Source organism: Pseudomonas ficuserectae (assembly GCF_024584585.1).
In the GTDB taxonomy this organism is placed as follows: domain Bacteria; phylum Pseudomonadota; class Gammaproteobacteria; order Pseudomonadales; family Pseudomonadaceae; genus Aquipseudomonas; species Aquipseudomonas amygdali.
Window position 1 is genome coordinate 5,837,113 of sequence record NZ_CP085684.1, and the last position, 21,544, is coordinate 5,858,656.

Annotated in this window: 16 protein-coding genes and 2 pseudogenes; 2 read left to right on the plus strand and 16 right to left on the minus strand. The window is 55.5% G+C overall.

The genetic code is table 11. The features are described from left to right. From tssI to LJU29_RS26275, 3 genes are all read right to left on the minus strand, one after another. Nucleotides 1-1,845, minus strand: coding sequence for a type VI secretion system tip protein TssI/VgrG (tssI, locus tag LJU29_RS26265; RefSeq protein WP_257111405.1), 1,845 nt, complete (start codon nucleotides 1,843-1,845; stop codon nucleotides 1-3). 64 nt (nucleotides 1,846-1,909) lie between these two features. Continuing rightward, nucleotides 1,910-2,638 carry a hypothetical protein gene (locus LJU29_RS26270; protein WP_257111406.1) on the minus strand — a complete coding sequence of 243 codons (729 nt, stop codon included), beginning with the start codon at nucleotides 2,636-2,638 and terminating at the stop codon, nucleotides 1,910-1,912. A gap of 10 nt (nucleotides 2,639-2,648) precedes the next feature. Next, a complete protein-coding gene (locus tag LJU29_RS26275) occupies nucleotides 2,649-3,470 on the minus strand; it encodes a DUF5118 domain-containing protein (protein WP_257111407.1) in 822 nt (273 codons plus the stop codon). Nucleotides 3,471-4,140: 670 nt separating this feature from the next. Here LJU29_RS26275 and LJU29_RS29965 point away from each other — a divergent pair. Further along, a pseudogene (locus tag LJU29_RS29965) lies at nucleotides 4,141-4,454 on the plus strand (DUF6861 domain-containing protein); the annotation flags it as partial. Between the two features lie 635 nt (nucleotides 4,455-5,089). Next, the gene (locus tag LJU29_RS29795) at nucleotides 5,090-5,221 is read left to right on the plus strand and encodes a hypothetical protein (protein ID WP_495629045.1); all 132 of its coding nucleotides are present in this window, start codon (nucleotides 5,090-5,092) and stop codon (nucleotides 5,219-5,221) included. 394 nt (nucleotides 5,222-5,615) lie between these two features. On the opposite strand, the gene LJU29_RS26285 is transcribed toward LJU29_RS29795, so the two are convergent. The 13 genes and pseudogenes from LJU29_RS26285 to tssJ form a co-directional block, all read right to left on the minus strand. After that, complete coding sequence (locus LJU29_RS26285) at nucleotides 5,616-6,596, minus strand: IS5-like element ISPsy2 family transposase (RefSeq protein WP_054078085.1); 981 nt, start codon at nucleotides 6,594-6,596, stop codon at nucleotides 5,616-5,618. Between the two features lie 63 nt (nucleotides 6,597-6,659). Beyond that, nucleotides 6,660-7,979: pseudogene (locus LJU29_RS26290) on the minus strand (phospholipase D-like domain-containing protein); the annotation flags it as partial. A 50-nt stretch (nucleotides 7,980-8,029) separates the two neighbouring features. Then, nucleotides 8,030-8,284 carry a PAAR domain-containing protein gene (locus LJU29_RS26295; RefSeq protein ID WP_257111408.1) on the minus strand — a complete coding sequence of 85 codons (255 nt, stop codon included), beginning with the start codon at nucleotides 8,282-8,284 and terminating at the stop codon, nucleotides 8,030-8,032. Nucleotides 8,285-8,372: 88 nt separating this feature from the next. After that, on the minus strand, nucleotides 8,373-8,705 hold the full coding sequence (locus LJU29_RS26300; protein ID WP_257111409.1) for a hypothetical protein: 333 nt from the start codon (nucleotides 8,703-8,705) through the stop codon (nucleotides 8,373-8,375). A gap of 152 nt (nucleotides 8,706-8,857) precedes the next feature. After that, nucleotides 8,858-9,283, minus strand: coding sequence for a DUF2628 domain-containing protein (locus LJU29_RS26305; RefSeq protein ID WP_257111410.1), 426 nt, complete (start codon nucleotides 9,281-9,283; stop codon nucleotides 8,858-8,860). A 177-nt stretch (nucleotides 9,284-9,460) separates the two neighbouring features. Next, on the minus strand, nucleotides 9,461-10,558 hold the full coding sequence (gene tssA / locus LJU29_RS26310; protein WP_002551413.1) for a type VI secretion system protein TssA: 1,098 nt from the start codon (nucleotides 10,556-10,558) through the stop codon (nucleotides 9,461-9,463). 92 nt (nucleotides 10,559-10,650) lie between these two features. Further along, nucleotides 10,651-11,169, minus strand: a complete 519-nt coding sequence (locus tag LJU29_RS26315; RefSeq protein WP_002551414.1) for an Hcp family type VI secretion system effector — start codon at nucleotides 11,167-11,169, stop codon at nucleotides 10,651-10,653. 155 nt (nucleotides 11,170-11,324) lie between these two features. After that, a complete protein-coding gene (gene tssM / locus LJU29_RS26320) occupies nucleotides 11,325-13,817 on the minus strand; it encodes a type VI secretion system membrane subunit TssM (RefSeq protein ID WP_057401784.1) in 2,493 nt (830 codons plus the stop codon). Further along, a complete protein-coding gene (gene tagF, locus LJU29_RS26325; RefSeq protein ID WP_005759706.1) occupies nucleotides 13,814-14,737 on the minus strand; it encodes a type VI secretion system-associated protein TagF in 924 nt (307 codons plus the stop codon). The genes tssM and tagF overlap by 4 nt, the downstream gene beginning before the upstream one ends. Nucleotides 14,738-14,768: 31 nt before the next feature. After that, nucleotides 14,769-18,689, minus strand: coding sequence for a type VI secretion protein IcmF/TssM N-terminal domain-containing protein (locus LJU29_RS26330; RefSeq protein ID WP_257111411.1), 3,921 nt, complete (start codon nucleotides 18,687-18,689; stop codon nucleotides 14,769-14,771). 38 nt (nucleotides 18,690-18,727) lie between these two features. Then, the gene (gene icmH / locus LJU29_RS26335; RefSeq protein ID WP_002551418.1) at nucleotides 18,728-19,441 is read right to left on the minus strand and encodes a type IVB secretion system protein IcmH/DotU; all 714 of its coding nucleotides are present in this window, start codon (nucleotides 19,439-19,441) and stop codon (nucleotides 18,728-18,730) included. Beyond that, nucleotides 19,438-20,781, minus strand: coding sequence for a type VI secretion system baseplate subunit TssK (tssK, locus tag LJU29_RS26340; protein ID WP_005759700.1), 1,344 nt, complete (start codon nucleotides 20,779-20,781; stop codon nucleotides 19,438-19,440). The genes icmH and tssK overlap by 4 nt, the downstream gene beginning before the upstream one ends. Next, on the minus strand, nucleotides 20,778-21,533 hold the full coding sequence (gene tssJ, locus LJU29_RS26345) for a type VI secretion system lipoprotein TssJ (RefSeq protein ID WP_122270795.1): 756 nt from the start codon (nucleotides 21,531-21,533) through the stop codon (nucleotides 20,778-20,780). Before tssJ ends, tssK begins: the two co-directional genes overlap by 4 nt. Between the last annotated feature and the right edge of the window lie 11 nt (nucleotides 21,534-21,544).

Genomic DNA, 21,544 nt, shown 5'->3' on the forward strand with positions numbered 1-21,544 from the left:
TCACTTGTTGATATCGACTCGGTCACCTTTGACGAAGGTGCTCTCGCCAAGAACATTGATCACCTTGCCTTTTATCTGGATGCCATCCGGAGTGATCGAGATGCTGCTGTCGCCCACTTTGAGAAGGATGTACTGCTTGGCATCCACCTGAATGAACTGGTTGTCGACCTTTAGCGTAAACGATCCCTGCTGCACGTTCGTCACAGTATCTTTCTGGATGATCTCCGTATTCGCACCGCCAACAGTCACCTTGCGGTTATTGCCCACCTCGTGCTTTTCATCCAGCTCGATCTCGGTGTCCATGTTGCGCTCGGCATGCACAATCACCTGTTCGGCACCGGCCTTGTCTTCGAAGCGGAAGAAGTTGGCTGTACCGCCATCACCCTTGGCCGAACGCGTCAGGAAACCGCTTTGGGTCTTGTTGGCAGGCAACGACCACGGCGGCGTATTCTGGCTGTTGTACAGACTGCCCATGACGAGCGGACGGTCGGGGTTGCCATCAAGGAAAACGACCACCACCTCGTCACCGACGCGCGGGATCTGGATGCTACCAAAACCGCCACTTGCACCGGATTGAGCAACGCGGACCCAGCAGGAGCTTTTGTCGTCAAACTTGCCATAGCGGTCCCAGTGGAACTGTACTTTTACGCGGCCCATTTCGTCGGTGTAGATCTCTTCGCCTGGGGGGCCGACGACGATGGCGGTTTGGGGGCCGGAAATGCCTGGCTTGAGCAGATCCATCTGAGGGCGGAATTTGATTTTTTTGCGTACGCTGTAAAATTTATTGGCGTAACCGGCTTGGCTATCCGAGGTGTAATTATTGCTACCTCGATGCTCAATGCTCATTACAAGAAATTGGCGGTCTTCAGCAGAGCCTGCGTCGTGTTCGTAATGCTGGGTTAGCTCGAAAGTGTGGCCAGGTCTCAGGGCACGACAATTACTAAGGCCAACGAAAGTCTTGCCTTTAAGCTCCAGGGCTTCGATACGATTGCGCACCAACATCTCACCATCCGCTGGCGTGCCATGGGTGTACTGACCCATGTAGTCGTACAGCTCGAAAGACGGCACGTCTCCTTGCTGATTGAGGCTGTTCATGGTGACGGGAATACGGTTATTCGGCTGCCGATAGTCAAAGGTTTGCACTGAGATCTTGCTGGGCTGAAACTCGCGAGCAGAGGTCCAGCTTGTGATCGAGTCAGCGGTTTCAGTCACAGACGCTGTATGAAAGCGTATCTGTGGCTGCTCAGGCAGAGGCGTCAGGACGGTCGAGTCGTCCATGATAACGAGCTTATGGCTGTCAGCGGTGTGCTCAAAATAGAAAAACAATCCCTCATGCTCAAGCAACCGTCTGATGAAGTGACTGTCACTTTCTCTATATTGGGTAATGTAGCTGTGCGGCTTGAGGACCCGGTTGACACGAAACTCATATTTCGCAAGCCCTTCATAGTGGCTGAAAACCTTGGTAAGCACCTGCTCGACCGTTTGATCCTGATAGATTTGGGAATCGAAACGCTGCTCAAGAAAACCTAACCAGGAGCCAATGTACGCCGAGTATTTTGACATGCCGCCGTCGCTACCATTGGCACCGAAGCCAAAGACATGGCCGTTGATGTAGCGACTGCCTCCGGTAGCGAGCTCGATCTCGACTGTCGCAGACTGCCCGATGGCAGACTTCAGCTTGACGCCTGGATCATCAGAAATCAGGTCTAGCTGAAAGCCGAAATCGCTTGAAAGCCCCTCTTGTCCTACAAATGACTCAAGCAGAAGCTCCTGCCCACCCGAGAGAGCCATTGTGAGCTTGAATAGACGTCTATTTTGCGCCGTAAACAAAGAGGAAAAATCCATTGCTTAATTTACTCCTTAACCGGTAAGTCGTCAGGCGTAGCCTGCTCGTAATGTCTGTTGGAAATCAAGCACCCGACGACCCGCGCAAGGACGCTAACCACTTAAAAAGCCTCCCCAGCCACCAGCGACCGCGAGCTTCACGAATTTCATCAATTTGCATAAACGTATATGCAGCTGGCATATTGTGCTCCTTGGCTCGGAGAGTACGAAGTCCTCTGATGACATGCCGCATGTAGAACAGTATGGTTACACAGCATCCAGTAAGGACAAGCGCCGCAACTACACTGCCAGTCAGCACGCCGAACGCCTGCAGAAAAATACCGGCCGCCAACGTGGTTGCTCCCGCGATCAAGCCAGTTTTATAACTTGTTGAGGGTTGTGAAGTGCTAGCAACACGCGTCTGGATTTTCCGTCCGTCATATTCGAACGGGTGGAAAGAAGGTTTTTTGCTAGCAATCGTAAGATAAGCCAGCAATGTAATGATGGCGGGGGTTAGACTTGTAATGAGAGCTTTAGAGCTGTTTTCTCCAAAAAAACTGGAGGTAGAAATATAAGCTACGTTGCAAGCGAGGAATGTAAAAGAACCAATCAGTGTGTTAATAAGCGAGGTCATATAGGTTGTGTACTTTTCGCACAGGTACACCAGATATATTGTCCAGGCAAACAGCAAGGTTACGGCCAGAAAGTATACGTGCCAAAAATACGTTAATTTAGATGGGCCAAGGGCTATAAAAAAAACAGTAGTAAAGAATCCTAACCAGCTGCTTTTTTTAAGGCTATCCGAATTAATCACAATGCTAATCTCATAGTTTTAAAATGTCCCCGAGGTCTTTGTCCCATCCTTTATTAACGATGAGTGCCTGAACGCCTAGGCCTGCGCCCCATCCAACGAGTAATACTAAAGTCAACGGTGCTGCGCCCAGGGAGGCAGCGGTGAATGCAACGGTAACAAAAGCGCCTCCGGCCATGCCAGCCGCGGCTGAAGCAATATTAGTCGGCTGGCTGTAAACAGACTTATTATAAAATTCTTTCGGTGTACTGGAGTCTGAGAGGTCAAGAAGTACTTGCGGTCCGACAGCAAGAATACCTCCTGCGGTCTTTCCTCCCAATAGTTTCAGAGCTCCTGTGGCTCCACCTTCATGTAAATGAGCAAGCTGATTCAGCGCTGCTTTAGTGTTCGTTAATGGTAGGTGAGCAACTGAGTTGTGAACCTCTCCCAAGATCTTGTAATGCTGCCCTACAGCTGTGATAGGTATCTCAAAGAATAACTTGTTATTTTTAGAGATAATATTGATGCTGCCTTTGAACGTCCTGCTGGCGGACTGGGCACCAGGACTGCCCCTGCTATTTGCCCACTGATGTAGTTTTGCTTTTTGCAAAGACGTCATATCCAAAAGATCAGTAACCTTTTGAGCCTTGGATGCAGAGATCGCAACTCCGGCTGCACTCGCTATCGTTCCAGGTAAATTTCCGCCGGAAAACATTAATGAACCGATCCCCAGAATGTTTGCAGCAGCCTCCTGTAAAGCTTGTAGCGCTTCAACTGATACATCAGTTGCATATTTCAAATTTTGAATTAGTTTATATAACAAAAGCGCTTTGCTTTTATAGGTATCTGGGCTCATCTGCTCGTCGGGTGACGATAATTGATATACCAAGTACAAGGCGGCGTTATAGTCGTTAGTCTCATAGGTGCCGGCGAAAGGAGCTAAGGACATATAAAAACTGCTAGCCGATCCGCTGGGGAATGTCTGATGACCTCCGCCCAGAAGGCCGGATTGCCTACGTTCGCACCGTAAGGCTGCAGAGGTGGGCGGGGACAAAAATTTGTTCACCCGTGCGTCTCCGTGGCTACCAGATCACGTCGTTCGTTGAACTGGCACGCGAGGCGCAAGCTCAGGATCTGGAAGATAAAAGTGGGATGCCCAGATTCCTGAGGCCAGCGGCTAGGCTGTGGTGGTTTGGCTTTATCCATGGTCATACAGATATCCTTGAATGTACCTAAGACTGCTACCGCGGAGGAATGCTAGCCGAAGCTGATGCCTTCGGACTGTCTGTAAAATATTTCGTTTTGAAATATTTTTCTATGCTTGGCGCCGATTCGAGAAGTGTGAGACCTCCTAAGATCTTGTAGGAGACGCACTACAGCCGTCGCGCTAGGCCTCTGACGAATTAGCCGTTCAGACCATCCGGAAAGGCAAAAGTGCCACTAGCTGTAGAAAACTAGCACTTTCTCTAGGCTATTGCAGTCCATCGCACAACTGAAAACTGAGCGGCTCGCTGCCTGGACGCTGGGAGGGGCTGGAACTAGGCGGCCTTGACCCTAAGGTGGCTCCGCATACGCAATGCAGGAGCGCATTGATCGTGCGGCTCAGCAACTGGCCAAAGGTCAGGAGCAACTCGTACTGCTGCTCTTCACCGCCATCGTGACGTACTGGACACGTGGACGGGTCAAGGCAGGCCTTATGGGCAGCATGGATATCATCGCTGCGCGTAGGACCAAGCTTCAGGCGGAGATTTCGAACAAGCGGTCCGCGAATTGGTTGGCGCGTAATCAGCAGGAGTTGTCGGCTCAGCCGGAGTTGCGGGTTAATGAGCCTGCGCCGCTGAATAAAGGCCAGGATCCTCAGCCTGAAGCTCAGGAAAAGAAACCTCAATTAAATCCGAAGATCGAGAAAACTGAGCGTCACGAGCTTGGTGAAATAATAGGTACTTACTCCACGCTAGATCCGGGTCCATTACACCCGGATCTTGGAGCAACATTTGCGGGAGGTAGATATAAATTAGTTAAATTGGAGCGCGACACCGTACTTAACAGAGTGGGTACTGCTGAGCAAAAGCTTGGGCAGTTTTTTAGCAGATGTACTCCTGATGGGGTTGTAAAATCCCGTATTGATCGAGCTATATTGCCTGCGTGGCCGACTGGTGAAAAGTCTCCTATCGATACAGTTTTTAACATAAAAATCCCAGCGCGATCTAAAGTATATAGGGGGGTGGATCTCTAGGGAGGTTCTATGTAGGTGGTGCGGAGCAAATAGTTGTTGTTGAACCATGGGCAATTAAAGGTATAGAAGTGATGAGTTTAGGTCCTTTGAAATGAAGAAATTAAAAGAAATAATTTTTCTTGCTGAAAAACTGTCGTCTCTATTAAGGCAATATAATAGAGAGGAGTGGGCTGATAAGCATTGATGAATGCGCAGGCTTAATTTTTGATGATATAGATTATGCGTTACATAGAATTGTATTGTTATATGGTGGTGCAGGGTCGATAAGTGACATAATTTTGTACGATAATGGAAAGGTTTTATTTGAAGAGAATAATATTTTGCATGAGTTACTTTCTAAGCTGTATGGCTTGTGCTCTGGTGCAAATTAGCTACAATGTGTTAATAACATACTACCTTACAAGTAAGCTTCGCGGGTGTCTAGCGCGCTGACGATGGTCCGAAACCCGAGGGCCTCGGCCCTAGCGGTGGTTTGACATACAAATGCAGGAACGTATTGCTAGCAGGGACAGGGGGTCGAATAAATTTTTTCCTGGCTGTGACAGTTTAAATCATGAGGTGCTAAAAATTAACATGGAAAAATTGAGCTCTTCAGCAAGAATATTAGAGGAAATATTAAGGAAGGTCTGAAGTAGCCGGATGTTTTCCGGCTACCGAGTCCTCAGCACTTTTCAAAAAACGATGCATGTCGAAATTTGCTCAATTATCTTCGCTTTTTAGCTCTTTCGGCCGCTGCAAAGCCTTTTGCGGTAACCATTTCCTGCATTACACGCGCACCTCTCCTGCGCTCGCCAACAAATGTCGACGGGCCATCCACAGGTTTGACAGGGCGAACAACGTCACCATCTGCGCGGTGTTCTTGGCCAAGCCCCGAAAGCGCACTTTTTCATAGCCAAACTGGCGTTTGATGACCCGAAACGGATGCTCGACCTTGGCGCGAACCTGGGCCTTGGCCTTCTCGATTTTGCGGATCGCCTTGTACAAAATACTGCGTTTTCCATGCTTTTTGTAAGTGCTGCGGCGGGCGGCAATCTGCCAAATGACCTTGCGCCCAGCGTGTTCTTCGCGCTTCTCGACCCCGGTGTAACCTGCGTCGGCGCAGACTACGTTTTCCTCGCCGTGCAGCAGTTTGGCAACCTGCGTGACGTCTGCCACATTGGCCGCTGTTACTACCACGCTGTGCACCAGGCCTGACTCGTCGTCGGCGCCGATGTGAGCCTTGGCGCCGAAATAGTACTGGTTACCTTTCTTGGTTTGATGCATCTCAGGATCGCGTTTGCCATCCTTGTTCTTGGTCGAACTGGGCGCGTGAATCAGCGTGGCATCGACGATGGTGCCTTGACGCAACGACAAGCCACGGTCGCCCAGATAACCATTAATTACGCCGAGAATCCCGGTCGCCAACTCGTGCTTTTCCAGCAGACGACGGAAGTTGAGAATGGTGGTTTCGTCTGGAATTCGCTCCAGGCTCAGGCCTGAAAACTGACGCAGGATGGTCGTCTCATACAGCGCTTCTTCCATCGCCGGATCGCTGTAGCCGAACCAGTTCTGCATCAGATGAACACGCAGCATCGCCATCAGTGGGTAGGCGGGCCGGCCACCTTCTCCTTTTGGATAATAGGGCTCAATCAGGGCAATCAAACCTTTCCAGGGCACCACCTGATCCATCTCGATCAGGAACAATTCCTTACGGGTCTGCTTGCGCTTGCCGGCATACTCGGCGTCGGCGAAGGTCATCTGTTTCATCATCGAAAAGCTCGGCGACTGGTGTCCGGAGATTTTGCCAAATTAGGAAGTCTTTTTCAGAGTTTCCTTAGACGAGTTCGTAACAACGAATAGGTATACGGGACCGTCTACTTCCAGATCACGACCACCATCCAGAAGGTTCTGGACAACGCTTTTGATCTTCTCCGCGAGCGGCGGCCAGCGGAAATATTGATTCTCAATGTAGATAAACTGGGTCGTATTGTTTACCGCCTTCAGGTAAAGCTTTTCAATATCCCTCACGTTGCTTTGGCTGCGAGTTCTCAGGATCTGCGCCATGAGTGGCGTGCCATAGGCTTGGCGAGCCTTTAGCTGATCAACAATGTGCTTGCGAGCGGGAAGTAAATTGATATGGGTTTCCTTCTCCCAAGCCTCACAAAAATTCTGATTCAGATATTCAAGAATGGGACCGGTGACACGGCTCGAAATATCCTGTCGAGGTGTCGCCCCGTTTCGGCCTTTCTGCGCGGCCATTCGCTCATAGGCATGGTCGTCCTTGTCCCAGTAAGCATCCAGTGTGTTGTGCCCCATCACGAAGCCAACCGCGAGCTCGGGCTTCTCGTAATCTACCAGCACCATTTTTTGGTGGTGAGTCGGTGCGAGAAACATAGCCGTGGTGCTCATTACTTTATTTGTTTTACTGCGATCTTGATCAAGTGCTTCCATCGCTAATCGCCATGCAATTTCCACCCGGTCAGTGACAGAGAAGTCGCGTGTGACGAACTGTAAAGTCGTGTCTTTGATAGATTCTTCATCGGCCCATCCCATCACGCGAAAAAAGCGTTGACCTAATTCGATAGGACCGGTTTCAGCGCCTGTGTAGGCGAGGCGAACGTGGCGGTACCACAACTTGTCGATCTCGATTTGGTCTTTGTTGCGATTCTGTTCGCCTTTAGCGCGCAATTCTTCAAGCTTTTTGTTCACGCGATCAAAGCCTAACTCTTTTGAAATAGAGGTAGCGTGGAAAAAATCATCAAGGCCGGATGCCCAGTTGCTGACGTTATCGCCGGGTGTGGGGTTCTCCATAGCTTGGGCCATATGGGTCGAGTCATACCAGCAGAGGACTTTGACCTGAACCCCCTCCTGGGCTTTCAGTGCCAGAAGCTCACCAATACATAACGAGCAGCTATCGCCACGTTTGAAATACATTGAGGGCTGAAACCCCCAGCAGATGATCTCAACACTCTGTTTGGCAGCCATGATCGCGTCGTACACCGCGCCGAATGCGCGCTCTCCATTGACCAGCGGCTCAAACGTAGCCTCTGTCGGGCAATACTCGGTGCCCTGTACAAACCACGGGAGGTTGATATTGCACGACATATTTTTGCTGGTAGCGACCGGAGTGGTGATTGAAGGTGTGGTCATGGTCAAGCTCCCGGCGCGTTGATGCTGAGTGTTGTGTTCATCTCTGTTCCTTAGAGGTCCACGGTGTCCTGCTGCGTTGCCATCAGCCGCGCACCGCAGGAAATGAAATCGCCATCCCGGGCCACAGGGCGCCCGTCCACCAGCAGGGTTTCGTCTCCGCTAACGATGGTCCCGATACCATGTGGGCAAGACACTCGGTCCCCGACCCTTGCCACGGCCAAACCGTTAATGAACGTGCTTGGCGATCCCTCGAGGACCTGACCTGCGTCAGAGGTGGGGTCGTTGATCACGATGATTGGTCGCATACTGGCTTCCCTGTAAGTGATGGCTTCATGCCGTGTTGAGTGAGTGCGATACAGCTAAGTCAAGAGTGGACTAGCAAAAGCTGAGCGGTCATATGTATTTGTCCATTTTAGAAGTGGCTCTTGTTAAACGGATCAAAATCGCCATTACCAAGGCCTGGAGAAACAGGTAGCTCGCTATCCAAGGGAATGCGCCCACATACTTGGAGTCATCGGAATTTAGAACCATGGCAAACAGTAATGCGTAGACACCTCCGCCAAACGATAAGCAGGCAGACGCTACGTAAGAGACGCGAGCGACGTTATCGAGAGGATTCTTACCTGTGGCTAATAAAAACAGCGTTTTGACAGGTGCATAAGCAGTAAAAAAGGCTAATGAAACTAGCGCTAGAATCTCGATTATGATCGCTGGATTTTTATACATGTCATTTTCCTATGCATTTTTTGCGAGCTCATAGATACGGGACTCTATTTTCGCGACGGCTTGCGCTGGAACATCCATAAAGCCACCACGGAAGCCTGCAGATGAGAAACCAGCACACTCGGCGTTACCCTTCAGCTGACGCGCTTCGCGCCTCACCAACGCAACCCCTCAAACGGATTCCAGCCCTGCTCGCCTCTCACTTCCTTCAGGTAATACGCGTTATTGGTCAACTGGCCATACAGCGAATTAAACGCAAACCCCAGCGCAGAACTCGCCTCCTTGGCATAGCGGAACTCAAACATGTCCATCACCATGTCCAGCGCGATAGAGACCACCACGATCATTGCGATAAAGCACAGGTTCTTCTTCCACAGCCCCAGGATGAACAGGTAAACCGGCCCAAAAAAGAACGCGAAGAAATTGAAGTTGATTTTCACTTTTTTCAGAAAGGGCAGTTGCTTGAGCGCGGGTCTGAACCCTGGTGCGTTCGGGCCGCCATGCGCTGCAAAAAAGGCGAAGCGTTCTTTCCATTTGTCGCTGTAGTGGCCTGATGCTTTTACCGGGTCTGACGTGCTCATTCTCTAATCCCTGATGTGTGTGAGTCATGTGAATGGTCTTTCCCTTTTGCTGCACCGGGTAAGACGCAAAATACGGGTAAATCGAGAGCACGTCAGTCATACAGACGGACTCATCCTGTGGTGCATTTCCCGGCGGTCTGTACGCACCTTCATACAGACCGATCCACCAGATCGCCCTTACTGCTTAGGCTCTTTCGTACCCAGCACATCGCGAATGCTGTCCACGACGTTGCTGTCTTTGATGACGTCGTTCAGCCAGCCTTCCAGCGGCATGTTGCCCCACTTGATGGCGCGTTCGATGAGGTACGGGACGGGGCTTTGCGGCTCGGTGTTTTTGAAGAACTGTGCAATGCCGGCGAGCATGGTGAAGGCTTCGTCGCGAGTGGCCGGGGTGGTGCGCAGTGGTGCGGATGCGCTGTCCTGGGTGGTCTGGGTCATCGCGGCACCTGCGGGTTGGTCGATGGCGATTTCGGGTGCGGTCTGAGCGGCGGCTGCCGGGGCAGGGCTCAGTTCTATTCCTCGGTCCTTGAGCAGCTTTTCGGTCAGTTGCCCGGCGCGTTGCAGGATGTCGCTCAGGGTGACGAGGCTGGGCGCGTCGCGGCCGAACAGGGTGTCGGCAGTGGCCTGGAGCTGCTGGCAGGCGTACAGGCTGGCAGCGATTTCGCTGGCCTTGAGGCGCAGGTGGTCCGAGTCGGTCAGCACCACGGAGCGCTGGAAGATTTCGGCGTTGATCTTGCCTTCGTCAACAGCAGCCTGCATGGCCTTGGGGTTTTGCAGGGCGAGGTTTTCCACGTGGCGCGATTCGTCGTAGCGCAACAGGCCAAAGTTCTGCCCCTGGGTGATCGGCAGCCCGCCAACGACTTCGGTCAGCGTGGTTTTCAGCCAGGCCAGGCGGGCGGCGCGTTCTTCTACGCCGTCTTCCAGCGACGGGTACAGATCGTCCCAGAAATTTTGCAGGATCCGCTCGGCCACGGTCAGGCCGAAGGTAATGCCGACAAAGTGGTATTTGTGCGCCAGGGCTTCACTGAGCCAGGCGACGAGCATCAGGTCCTTGCTTTGTTCAGCAAGGCCCTGTGCGGCCAACGTGATGGTCTGATCCCAGTCCGAGGACTTCAGATCGGTTTGCCAGTCACCTTGGGTGAGGTAATCGGGGTCTGCTCGACGAGCTTCCTTGACCTGATCGAACAGGGTGGAAAAGCTCAGGTCTTCGCCGCTGCCCCCGTTGATGGGCGCCGTCAGATCGGCAAGCGAAAGGTCGTTGAGAAATTCAGACATAGTCAACTCTGATCAGAGGATAAAAGAACACCGTGCCTGGGCAGACACGGTGCTGAAGACGGGCCGCTTGCGCGACCCGAGGTGTCACAGACTTATGCGAATACTTTGTTCGCAGTGCGGTCCCAGCCGCCAGTGACGTTACCTCCACCCTGGCCATCGGAACGGCTCTGTTGGGTGTAGGTAGTCTTGATGCGAGCAAAGTTGAAGCTGATTTCTTCAATCGGCAGATCGCTGACGGCGTTGTCTTCGCCTTTCTGGTTGCCGCCTGCTACAGCCTTCACGGAAGACACAACGACTTCTTCCAGGTTGATGGTCAGGTAGGTCAGCTTGTCGCCGCCAGCACGGTTGACGTTCAGCTGGATCTTGGCGATGTGAGTGCCTTTGCAGCACGCTTCGAACAGCTTGGCAGAAGCCTTGTCCACAGATTTGCGGATGCTGAAGTCGCTCAGTGCAACGCGCTCGGACGAAGCACCGCCCGACGAGCTGGCGGTGGCGGAGGTGGCCTGGGTAGCGCCGAACTCGTAGCCGAGCACTTCGATCCAGTCTTTGTGCTTGTCGTCCAGAACCTCGCCCGGGATGCCGTCGATTTGGATGTATGCGTCAAATGCCATTTTCTGCGTCTCCTTTCTTCATTTAAGGTTGTGGTGTCTAAAGACAGAACACGACCCTTTTGATTAACCTTCTTGAAACGATCAAGAAAGGTTCTCTTGCCACGGCCCTGGTCTCATGTGGACAACCCGGGCTTCGGTTTGCTTGCACTGCGCGATCAATTGAGCGCGCGCACTTCGATCTCTACGCGTCGATTCGGCTCAAGGCACTGAATCAACTGAGCCCTCGGCTGCTGCATATCGCATTTGACCAAGGGTTTCTCGCTGCCTTCGCCGACCGCGTCCACCAGCTCGGCGGGCACGCCCTTGCCGACCAAGTAAGTCTTGATGGTCTGCGCACGCTGCCTGGACACCTGCATGTTGCTTTGCGGGTCGCCCAGCTGGTCGGCGTGACCTGCAATCACGATCTTGCCGATGTTCGGTGTGCTCAACAGCTTGCCGGCGATCGCACTCAACTGGTTTTGACCTTCGGTTTTCAGGCTCTGGAAGTCGGCACGACCAAAGGCAAACAGGGTGTCCGATTCCAGCGTGATGGTTTCGATAGCCTTCAACGACTGCGTCAACAGGCTGTTGATGTAATTACGCGAACTGGATGTCAGGAATGCGTTGTCGAGAATTCTCGGCACGTCCAGTTCGTGAATCTGATCGCTGTAGAAGTTGATCTGGCGGCTGGCGTACTCGTAATCCTGATTGGAGCCTGCCTCGGCGTTCGCAGTGATGGTCTTGCCGGTCTGGCGCGCGATGGCCGGGTACCAGTAATCAGGCATCTTCGCTTTCAGGAAGGCCGGGTCAGCCTTCTCGCGCTGCGCTCGCGACAACATGACGTAAGTATCCAGCGTCGCCTTGCCGAAGGCCGCGATGGACTGCGCACGGTTATCCGGCGGCAGTGCCTTGGGTTCGACGCTGTCGACGCCGGTGACCGGCATCAGGTCCTTGGCATTGCGCTGGTAGACCTTGATGGTGGTCAGCAGGTAAAGCGAGCGCGTCAGGTTGTCTGCGGTCGGCTTGAGCATCACCGTTTCCAGACGGTTGAAGTAGCGCGTGCGCAGCAACGGCTCGACGTCATAGCCCCGGTAAAGACCCAGGCGCAAGCGCAGCGGTACGCCTTCGTCGTGATGACGATCGTAGTAAAGCGAAGTCCAAAAGCGCATGCGATCCAGCGTTTGCCACTCGGTGTACTGACCGGTGGCTTTGCTGTCATCGGCTGCAGCCTGGGCGAGTTCGGTGGAAATGGACTGGATGTTGTCCTTGTTGTTCCAGTACGACCAGCCCCACAGGCTGCAGATCAACAGGGCAACAAGACTGGCACCGCCAATCCACGCAGCCTTGCGGCGACGCTCGCGATGGTTGGTGGTGTACAGCGCCACCAGATGCTGATCGGGAATGATCACCTTGCGGAACAGGCTGTTGATGAACAGCGGATGCGGCTGCGCATTGCCGTCGACCAGGTCCTGCTCGCTTTCCAGCTGGAAGCGCTCGGTCACCTGACGGGTGTGTCCGCCCATTTCGGGCTGGTCGGCGTCCAGTGCGCTGGTGAAGTAGAAACCGCGCAGCATCTCGGCACTTTGATACGGGTTGGCGCGCAGCAGGGCATCGACGAACATCAGCAGGCGCGGTTTCAAGGCTTCCAGTTCCAGCGGGAAGCGATACACCGCGGTGTCCTGACGCGTGATCTGGATGTCCTGAAGCACCAGCTGTTGGTTGGCGATCTCTTTCCAGTAATTGATCAGCTCGTCCATCGCCACACCGAAGCGCTGGCCCCAGTCAGCTTGCTCGAAGCCCTTGTGCGGGAAGGTCTTGCCCATCACTTCGCCACGCGCCACATCATCCAGCTGGCGGTAGAAGGGGACAAAGCCCGGTACCAGGTCACACTTGGTGAACACCAGATACACCGGCAGACGCACTTCCAGCAGCGCGTGGGTTTCCTGGATTCGCTCGCGCAGACGTTTGGCGATGCGCTCCTGATCCTCCACCGAGGATTGCAGGATGTCATGAATGCTGACCGTGACAATCAGGCCGTTTAGCGGTCTGCGCTGGCGGTGCTGACGCAGTAATTGCAGAAAGGCGCGCCATTTGCCGGCTTCCTGCTGATCATTCATGTAGCGGCCAGCGGTATCCAGCAGCACGGCTTCCGAGCTGAAGAACCAGTCGCAATTGCGCGTGCCGCCTAGCCCGGCGACGCGTGCGCCTTCGCGCTCGGCGTAGGGGAAGTTGAGGCCCGACTGATACAGCATGGTGCTTTTGCCCGCTGCGGGCTGACCCACCACCAGATACCAGGGCAGGGCGTAAAGCGCGTCCTTGGCGTTGCTGCCGTTCGGCTTGTTGCTCTGCAACCGTTCGATGCTTTGCAGCAAGCGCTCACGCAGCAGGCTGACCTCTTCGCGATCCGCCGGGCTGGCGTTGAGCACGGCCTGATCGGCGTCATCACGCAGCAGACCCTCCAGGTTCTGATGCTGTGATACGCCCCGGTACAGCAACAGCACATACGCCGCCGACAGCAGCAGGAACAGGCCTATCCCCGTCAGCAGGCTGTTCATCGAACTGAAGCCCAGGGCACGACCGATGCTCCAGATGATGAAGATCGACAGAAAAAAACAGACCCCGAGAACATAGGGCTGGTAGCGCAAAAAGTAGTATTTGATCTTGTTCATACGGACTTCAAATCCAGCACATCGACAAAGCGGTCGATAACGTCATAAAGAGGGCGGTCAATGTCTGGAAACACATGGCCTCGGTGGTGTTCGTCGAACGCATCAAAGGGTGCCAGCACGTCATAGTTCTCCGAATGCTCGCCCACGCCCGTCACCACGCGGTACACGCCTGAGGTGCTGCGCGACGGGAAGCAGAACAGTCGGGGGCGCATGAAGTCGTCCGCCAGAATGCTGATTTGCGGCACTGCCTTGTTCGGGTCAATGCGTGTCAGCCAATTGACCCACAGATCTGCTGTCGGGTTCTTCAAGCCTCGCTCGGCAGGCAGTGGCAGCGAAATACCTATCGGTGCCCTGTACGACGGGCGACCCAGCGCTTGCAGCCGGGTGAGCACGGCATTGCTAATGAACTCGGGGTATGAGCTTTCCAGCGAAGTCGCAATGTCACGCAGAGTGAAGTTCACCAGAAACTTCTCATGCACACGCCGGAACAGTTCGAAGTCCTGTCCTTGCAGCGGGCGCAGGGCCCTGATGCGCTCGAACAGCACTGAGGTGCCTTCGCCCTGTGCGGCCATGTGCAGCAGCGGTTTGATCTGCCCGGCGAACAGCTCGCTCAGGGTAAACGGGTTCACAAACACACCGGCGTCGCTGGACTTCACCGTTTGAAAGATGAAGAACGGATAACGCCGTGCACTCGAGTCCCGCGAGCTGATCAAACCGCCTACCAGCCAGTTGCCGCTGCGTGCCCGATAGCTGAAAAAACACACGGGCAACTGGTCGAACAACGTGCGCCAGTCGTCGCGCTGCTGCATGTCGGCGAGTGCGCCTTGCAGCCAGGCATCGAACTCGCAGACATCGTCGCTGGCGCCATGCAGGCTGACGAAATCTGCGCTCGCGGGCACTTTTCCGAAGCAGCCAATCATCGACCGCCCTCCAGATCGAGCATGTGCATCCTCACTTGGTCCGCCCATCTGTTGCGTTAAGCGCGCTCAGCGCCTTGACGTTGGCCAGGTCGGTCAGCTTCACGCCACCATAGTTGCGCACTACCAGACTGACCGGCCCCTTGGCCGTGTTCCAGCTGAAACGCTGCTGAATACCGTCCAGGTCGGCGACCCGTGCGCTGTCGTTCATGCGCAGCAGTCCCCAGCGCCCGGTGTAGTCGAACACGGTGATGCGCTCGCCGGTCAGCGTGACCACATCCAGGCGTGCGCCCGGTGCTGTCGTGGTGCCCGGCCATGAGAAGCGGCTCCAGCTGGTTTTGCCGTTGCGGTAATGCTGCTCCTGGCCATCCAGCGTGAAGATAATGTCAGTGAAGTAGGCCGACGGCTCCAGCATGATCTCGAAACCATTGTCGCGATCCGAGAGGCTGGCGATGACCTCGCCCAGCGAACTGGCCTTGTCAATGTTGCTGACCATTTTCGGATTGACCAGCGGCGCAGCCTTGGACCCGCTGCCCATACCCAGGCCTTCGCCATCGGACAGGTTGCCGATTTCGTTGCGCTTGAAGTTCGGTAGCAGGCCGGATTCCGGGTCGACGAAGCGTTGCAGGTCTTTCACCGATGCCTCGTTGCGGCTGTCCGCAGCAATCGGGTAACGATGCGCCATGACCTGTTCCCAAGGTTTGGCGACCTGTTTGGCCCAGGCTTTGGCGATCTGTTCGCCGGCCGGATCGCGCAGCGTTTCCCAGGCGAACTGGATCGGCAGGCTGAACAGGCTTTGCAGCGAGGTGGAGAGCCCGCCCTGACTGGTATCGACCGTGGTTTCAACGTAGTTACGCACGTTGGTGACTTCGCTCGGCTGCCCTTCAAGGGTTTCGCTGATCAACTGCTTGCTGCTCTTGCCGACATCCTGCGAGCGCTGGATGTTGTTCATCCGCACTTTGAGTTTACGCAGCGCTGCCAGGTAGCGATCCATGATGGTGCTGTCAGCGCCCTCGGCATTCTGCGCTGCGAAAACCCTTGATACAGGTTCGAAGCGTTTGGCCAGACTGCCGTCATCTACCGCAGGCAATGGCGAGATCAGTACGCTGGCTGCAGCTTCCTTGTTGTCGAAGATACCGCTGACCTTGCCCCAGAAGCCATCGTCGCGTTTGACGCCGGTCTGTTGCGCTTCGCGAGGTGCAGGCACGTCCCATTGCGTGTTGTCGTTGACGGCAGACAGCAGCAGTTTGACCGGCGAATTGCGTACGTCGCTGAGCAATGACAACTGCTGCGTGGCGTTGGCCATGTCGCTGAAGCGGCGCACACCGACGCTGTCGATCATGGTGTACCAGACCTGCGTGTAGTCGCGCTTGTAGCGGGCCATGAATTCACGAACGAAGTTGGCTTTCTGCACCACGCTGTCGCCGCCTTCGCCATCCAGAACCCAGTCCGACTCGTTACGCAGGTTGCCGGACACCAGCTTGATCAACTCGGGTTTCACGAACTCTTCCCAGCCCTGGCGGGTGAAAATCGCAGGTACAGCCTCCGAACCGTAGAGCAACTGGCGACCCGGCATAGGTACCAGATCATTCAGGCCGATTGCCGGGAACTGACGGCTGGATTCCAGTTGCAGGCGCAGGTATTCACGGTCCACCAGCGAGCTGGAGATCATGAAAAACTTCAGGCTCTTGCGGGTCTCGTCGATCAGTTGCTCATTGCGTGGCATGGCCGGCGCGTCACCATTCTTGAGCAGCTGTACGTAGACCGGCGAGTTGTCCTCGATGACGTCGTCGCTGATCGGATTGGTCTCGCTGGAAATGCCCGCCCAGGCCACCGGCAACGCTGCGTTGACGAACTCGGTTTCCGGATGCGTGGTCGGCTGAGTCAGAATCAGATAGAGCTTGAGGGCGTTGTATGACTCGATGATGGACGCCACCTGCCGTTCATCGAGTCGCCCGAGCATCTCTTCCGACAACGACAAGCCGCCTGTTGTGGCTGAAAGCTCGGCAGCATCGTTGGCAGTGGCCGGGTTGCGTAGCGCGGCAATCGCTTCGCTGCGCGTCTGGCTGGCGGTGCCTCTTGCTGCGCCGGTCAGGCGATTGGCAACCTCGCCGGTGCTGCGCGGGATGCTGCTCAGGCTGGTCGGACGGCCCGCAGCGACGTTGCGCGCGCCGCGGTCCAGCAGTTTCTGACCTTGAGCGCGTACCTTGCCCGTTTTGGTTTCCGAACCCGCGGGTGCAGCCCCGAAGCCATATTGCGGGTCCATGGTTTTGGCGAACTCGTTGAATTCACGCATCTGCAATTGCAGTTTCAGCGTGATCGGTTCCAGCGCCTGGGTACGCAGTTGCTGCAGGTAGGCAGTCTGGGTGGCGAAGTAGATATCGTCGCCACGGTACAGGCCGCCACTGAGCTGAAGAGGCACGCCCTTGGTGCGGTATTTCTCGATGGCAGCCAGCTGGTTGCGCAGCAATTCCAGGCCTTGGCCGGAGGCGAGGCGCTGGGCACGGTCCGGGGACTGTTCCAGTTCGGTCAACTGTTGGCTGATCGCGGCCAGCCACTCGCGGTTTTTCTGGAACGACAGGGCCTGCCAGCCGATGAAGGCCAGCCCGGCGAACAGCGCCAGAGCGATGACAATCGGCCCCAGTGATTTGTCGCGGCCATGACGTGACTGGTACAGGGTCAGGTCACGGTCGGGGAATATGACGCGGCGGAAGGTATCGGTGATGAAGTAACTGCGATCACTGATTTTCCGTTGTTCGTCCTCTTCCAGCGCATCGGGTGCGGTCGCTGGCCGCAAGACGAACGACTCTGAAAGCTCGTCTTCATACACCGGTGTCAGCTGCTTGTCGGTTTGCAGGGCACTGGTGAAATACAGGCCGCGCAGCAACAACTGGGTACCGTTGACGTTACTGCGCGCGAAATGCTGCAGGAACTGTTCGAGTATCGCCGACAGCTCGGCAAAGTAGTTGGGGAAGTTGAGCAGGGCGCTGTTGGCGTCGGCACCCAGCGCGATCATCTGTGCATCGACGTGGCGACTGACATGCGCTTGCAGGTTCGCCAGTTTGCGATCGAGCACCGAACGCAGGCTTTCTGTGGTGATCTCTGTCAGACCGAACGTCATGCCCAGCGGCTGCTGGCGCTCATGCAGGTCCATACCGTCGAAAGCCTGGTTGAAGCCGGGCAGTTGGTCGGTCTTGGTCAGCATCAGATAAATAGGCGGGTTGGCGTCCAGGCAATCGGTATATTCCTCGATGCGCGTGACCAGGCGCGCACCCATCTCGTTGCGCTCGGCGGCAGAGGCAGCCAATAACTCTGGCAGGCTGACCACCAGCACCAGACCATTGACGGCGGCCTTGCTGCGCTGCTTTTTGAGCATACGCAGGAACGCAGCGAATTCGCTGGCAGACTGATCGTCACGCAGGTAGCGACCCGCGGTGTCGATCATCACTGCTTCAGGGCTGAAGTACCAGTCGCAATGCTGGGTGCCGCTTTCCGTGTCATTGGCGCTACTGGCAATGCTGGCCGACAGGCCGGAGCGGGTCAGCAAGGAGGTCTTGCCTGCCGCCGACATGCCGATGACCAGATACCAGGGCAGATCGTAGAGCGCCGAGGAGCCGCCACCGCCTGCCGAGCGATCGGTGCGCAGCATGGCAATGGCATGCTTGAGGCGGTCGCGCAGCACTTGCTGATCACGGAACTCACCGGTGGATTTCAGCGAGCGGTCAACTTCGATCTGAACCAGATTTTCGAGGTTGTGTTCGGTACGAATCCGTCGGTATTGGCGCAGTACGATCAACAGCAAATAGAAGGCGCTGATGATCGCCATCGCTTCGAGCGTATAGCCTTGCAGCCAACTGATCCTGGGGGCGAAAAACCAGCAGACAGCCAGGCTGATCAGCCACAGTATCGGGACCAGGAACCAGAAACTTTTTAACAGGCGCAGTAATGTCTTCATGTCTTCATGTCTTCCTGACTCGGTTACCTGATCGGGACTCAAGCATTGAACAGTTGGCTGATTTGTTCGGCCAATGCGGCCACGTCTTTGCCCAGCAACCAGTCAAGCGTCAGATAGACACCCAGGCACACGAGGGCGATGAGCACCAGGTAAAGCCATACCGGAACTTCATGGCGAAGCATTTGCGACACCTGATCAGGCAGTGCCCAGTCAGGCGACAGCGCCTTTGGCGTCTTGCGGTAGCGTGCGATGTCCTGGCCCAGCGTGTTGGCCAGGTAGCGCAACTGGTCCTTCTGACCCAGCCCGAATTTGCCCTCGAAACCCAGCGCCAGGCACAGGTGGTACACCTCAAGCACATCCAGGTTCTTTTTCACATCGGCGCGCAGCAGTTCGATTTTCTCGAAGAAGCCTTCGCCCGCCAGGTGAACCCCGAAATAACGGAACTGCAACGGCTCCATTTCGAAGTGGCGACGCATATCGTTGTCGCCCGAACGCAGCACGCTCTCATCAAGGAATGCGCACAGTGCGTACTGCGCGTCTTTTACCTGTTCGACGCTGTAATTGGCGCTGCGCGCCTGACGCTCCAGGTTGGCGAAGAAAGTATCGACGCTGGCTTCGAACGCGGTGACCGAGATCGCTTGGCGGCCGCGACGGACAATCAGCGCCATGGTGATGAAGTCACGTACCAGGTCTTTGAGCGTAGGTTTTTCGGTTGCGGCCGCAGCGGCACCTTGCATCACGGCTTCAGTCATTTAAGCACCGCCAACAGTTCAAGCTTGAGATTGGTAAACGCGCTGGGCGCGTAGAAGGAAATGGCCTGGGCTTCCATCATGCGTTCGTAAACCCGGCCATGCGGCTCGATGGAGAAGTAATGGTTGTCCAGGCGCACCGGAATGGCGTTTGGCAGGCGTGTCGAGTGGTTCAGGGTGACGCCCGGCATGGCGCTGTTGACGACCACCTCGATGTCTTCCGGCGAGCCGACCTTGAACGCACGCGGCACCAGTTCCAGCAGGCTGGAGCCGGGCATGTCGGCATGCACTGAAATATAGAAATCCGCTTCGGTAAGGCGTGGGTCGAGCAATTGGCCCTGCCAGTACGAAGGCCGGACCTGGGTCAGATTGATGACGATGCACTGGTTCGGAATCACGTTCTCAAGCAGCAGACGAACCAGTTCGTCGAGCTTCACCAGCGAGGCCGCCGGGTCCTGATGATCGTAATCGGGGATGTCAGTGAGCTGGGTGTCCAGCGAGAACGTCAGCAAACCGCCCGCCAGTTCCGCGAGAAACAGATACAGCCGCTCTGGATGCAGGCGTGGGTGCGCCAGCAGGTGGGCCAGTTGCGGGTAGGCGCGGTTGACCGTATTCAGCAGCCAGAACAACGTAACGTCGCTGGAACCGAACTCGGCGATCTGGTCGGCACGCTCGCGGCGGCGGCCTGAAAGTGCCTTGCTCTTGGCTTGCAGCACGCTGATCAGGCGTCTGCCAAGGCCAACCAGCGTCTCGTGGGTGCCCACGTGCAACGTAGGGTGCACAAAATGCGCGTCAAGGTTGAAACCGCCGATGCTATTGCGTGCCAGTCGGGCAATCGGGCAATAACTGTAGCCATCCAGAGTGTCGCCATCGACCAGCATCACGACGTTCAGACGCAGGCTGGTGATCTCGTTTTCCAGATCGCCTTCGTTGAGGTCAGGCAGGGTGTCGAACTGTTTGCGAAAGCGCCGGGCGCTCTTCTGTTCCTGGCCATCTTCAACGTAGTTCAGGCCAAAGGGCTCGGGCAGCTTGAGCGCCGCATAGACCTTGATTTCTCCACCCTTGATCAGATTTTTCAGGTCGCGGGCGGCGGGCAGCGGGTCGTGCTGCGGCGCGTCGTAAAGGCTGCCGTCAGGGAACACCAGCTTCAGGCGCTTCAGTTGCAACGAGCCTGTGGCCAATGCCTCGACGTCGACTTCCAGCGTTTGCACGCCCCAATGGAAAGGCGTGGAACGCAGTGTCGACTCAGCAAGCTGATGCTGGTGAAACTCATCCTGATATTGGAAATGTTGTGGCAAAAGGAACATGCCTTCCGACCACATCACGCGGCTTTGTTTACTCATTTGGCGCCTTCCAACAGAGAATTGAATTGTGAGTCCGCTGCCTTTTTCGCAGCACTGCCGGCCGAGTCCTGAACCTGCTGGACAGCGGCGTCCTGCACACGCTCGGTAATACCTTTGCCGGCGGGTTGTTCGGGCATCGAATTGGATTTAGTGAACTGCTCTTCAGTCTTGAGCCTGTTCAGCACATCCACGCCACGAACGGCGAGGATGTAGTTGTTGTCCACCAGCACGCGCACACCGTCGGACGAGAACCAGATACCGTCCTTGCGCAGCGTGTTGGCGTCGAACGCGACCTTCCAGCGGCTGTCGACGTCGGTGCGGAAGAACGCCGCGATGCCCACATACGAGGCATTCGGGTTCAGCGGCCATTGATCGGTCTCGCCTATGCCAGGCAACAGAATCAGCTCTCTGCTTTCGACCAGTGTGTTGCCCAGAGCCTTTTGCGGATCATCCCAGAGGGTGTCGGCGTTGATCGACTCGAAGCGCTCCAGAGAGGCCAGTTGATAAACGCGCACCACCACCGAGAGCGGTTTGCCGTACTCATCGGGGTTGAGCTGATTACCGCCGTCAGTCGTCAGGATGACCTTTTCGTTGTCACCAAACATCATGTCGCCAGCCCAGGTGTCATCCATGCGCTTGGCGACACGGTCCGTCACGCCACAGGCGGACAGAGCCAACATCATTGCCAGAACAGCCAGGCACCTTGCCAAGGCTGGCTTCGAGGAACAATTGCCTTGAAGTCTTTTATTCATCACGTCTTACC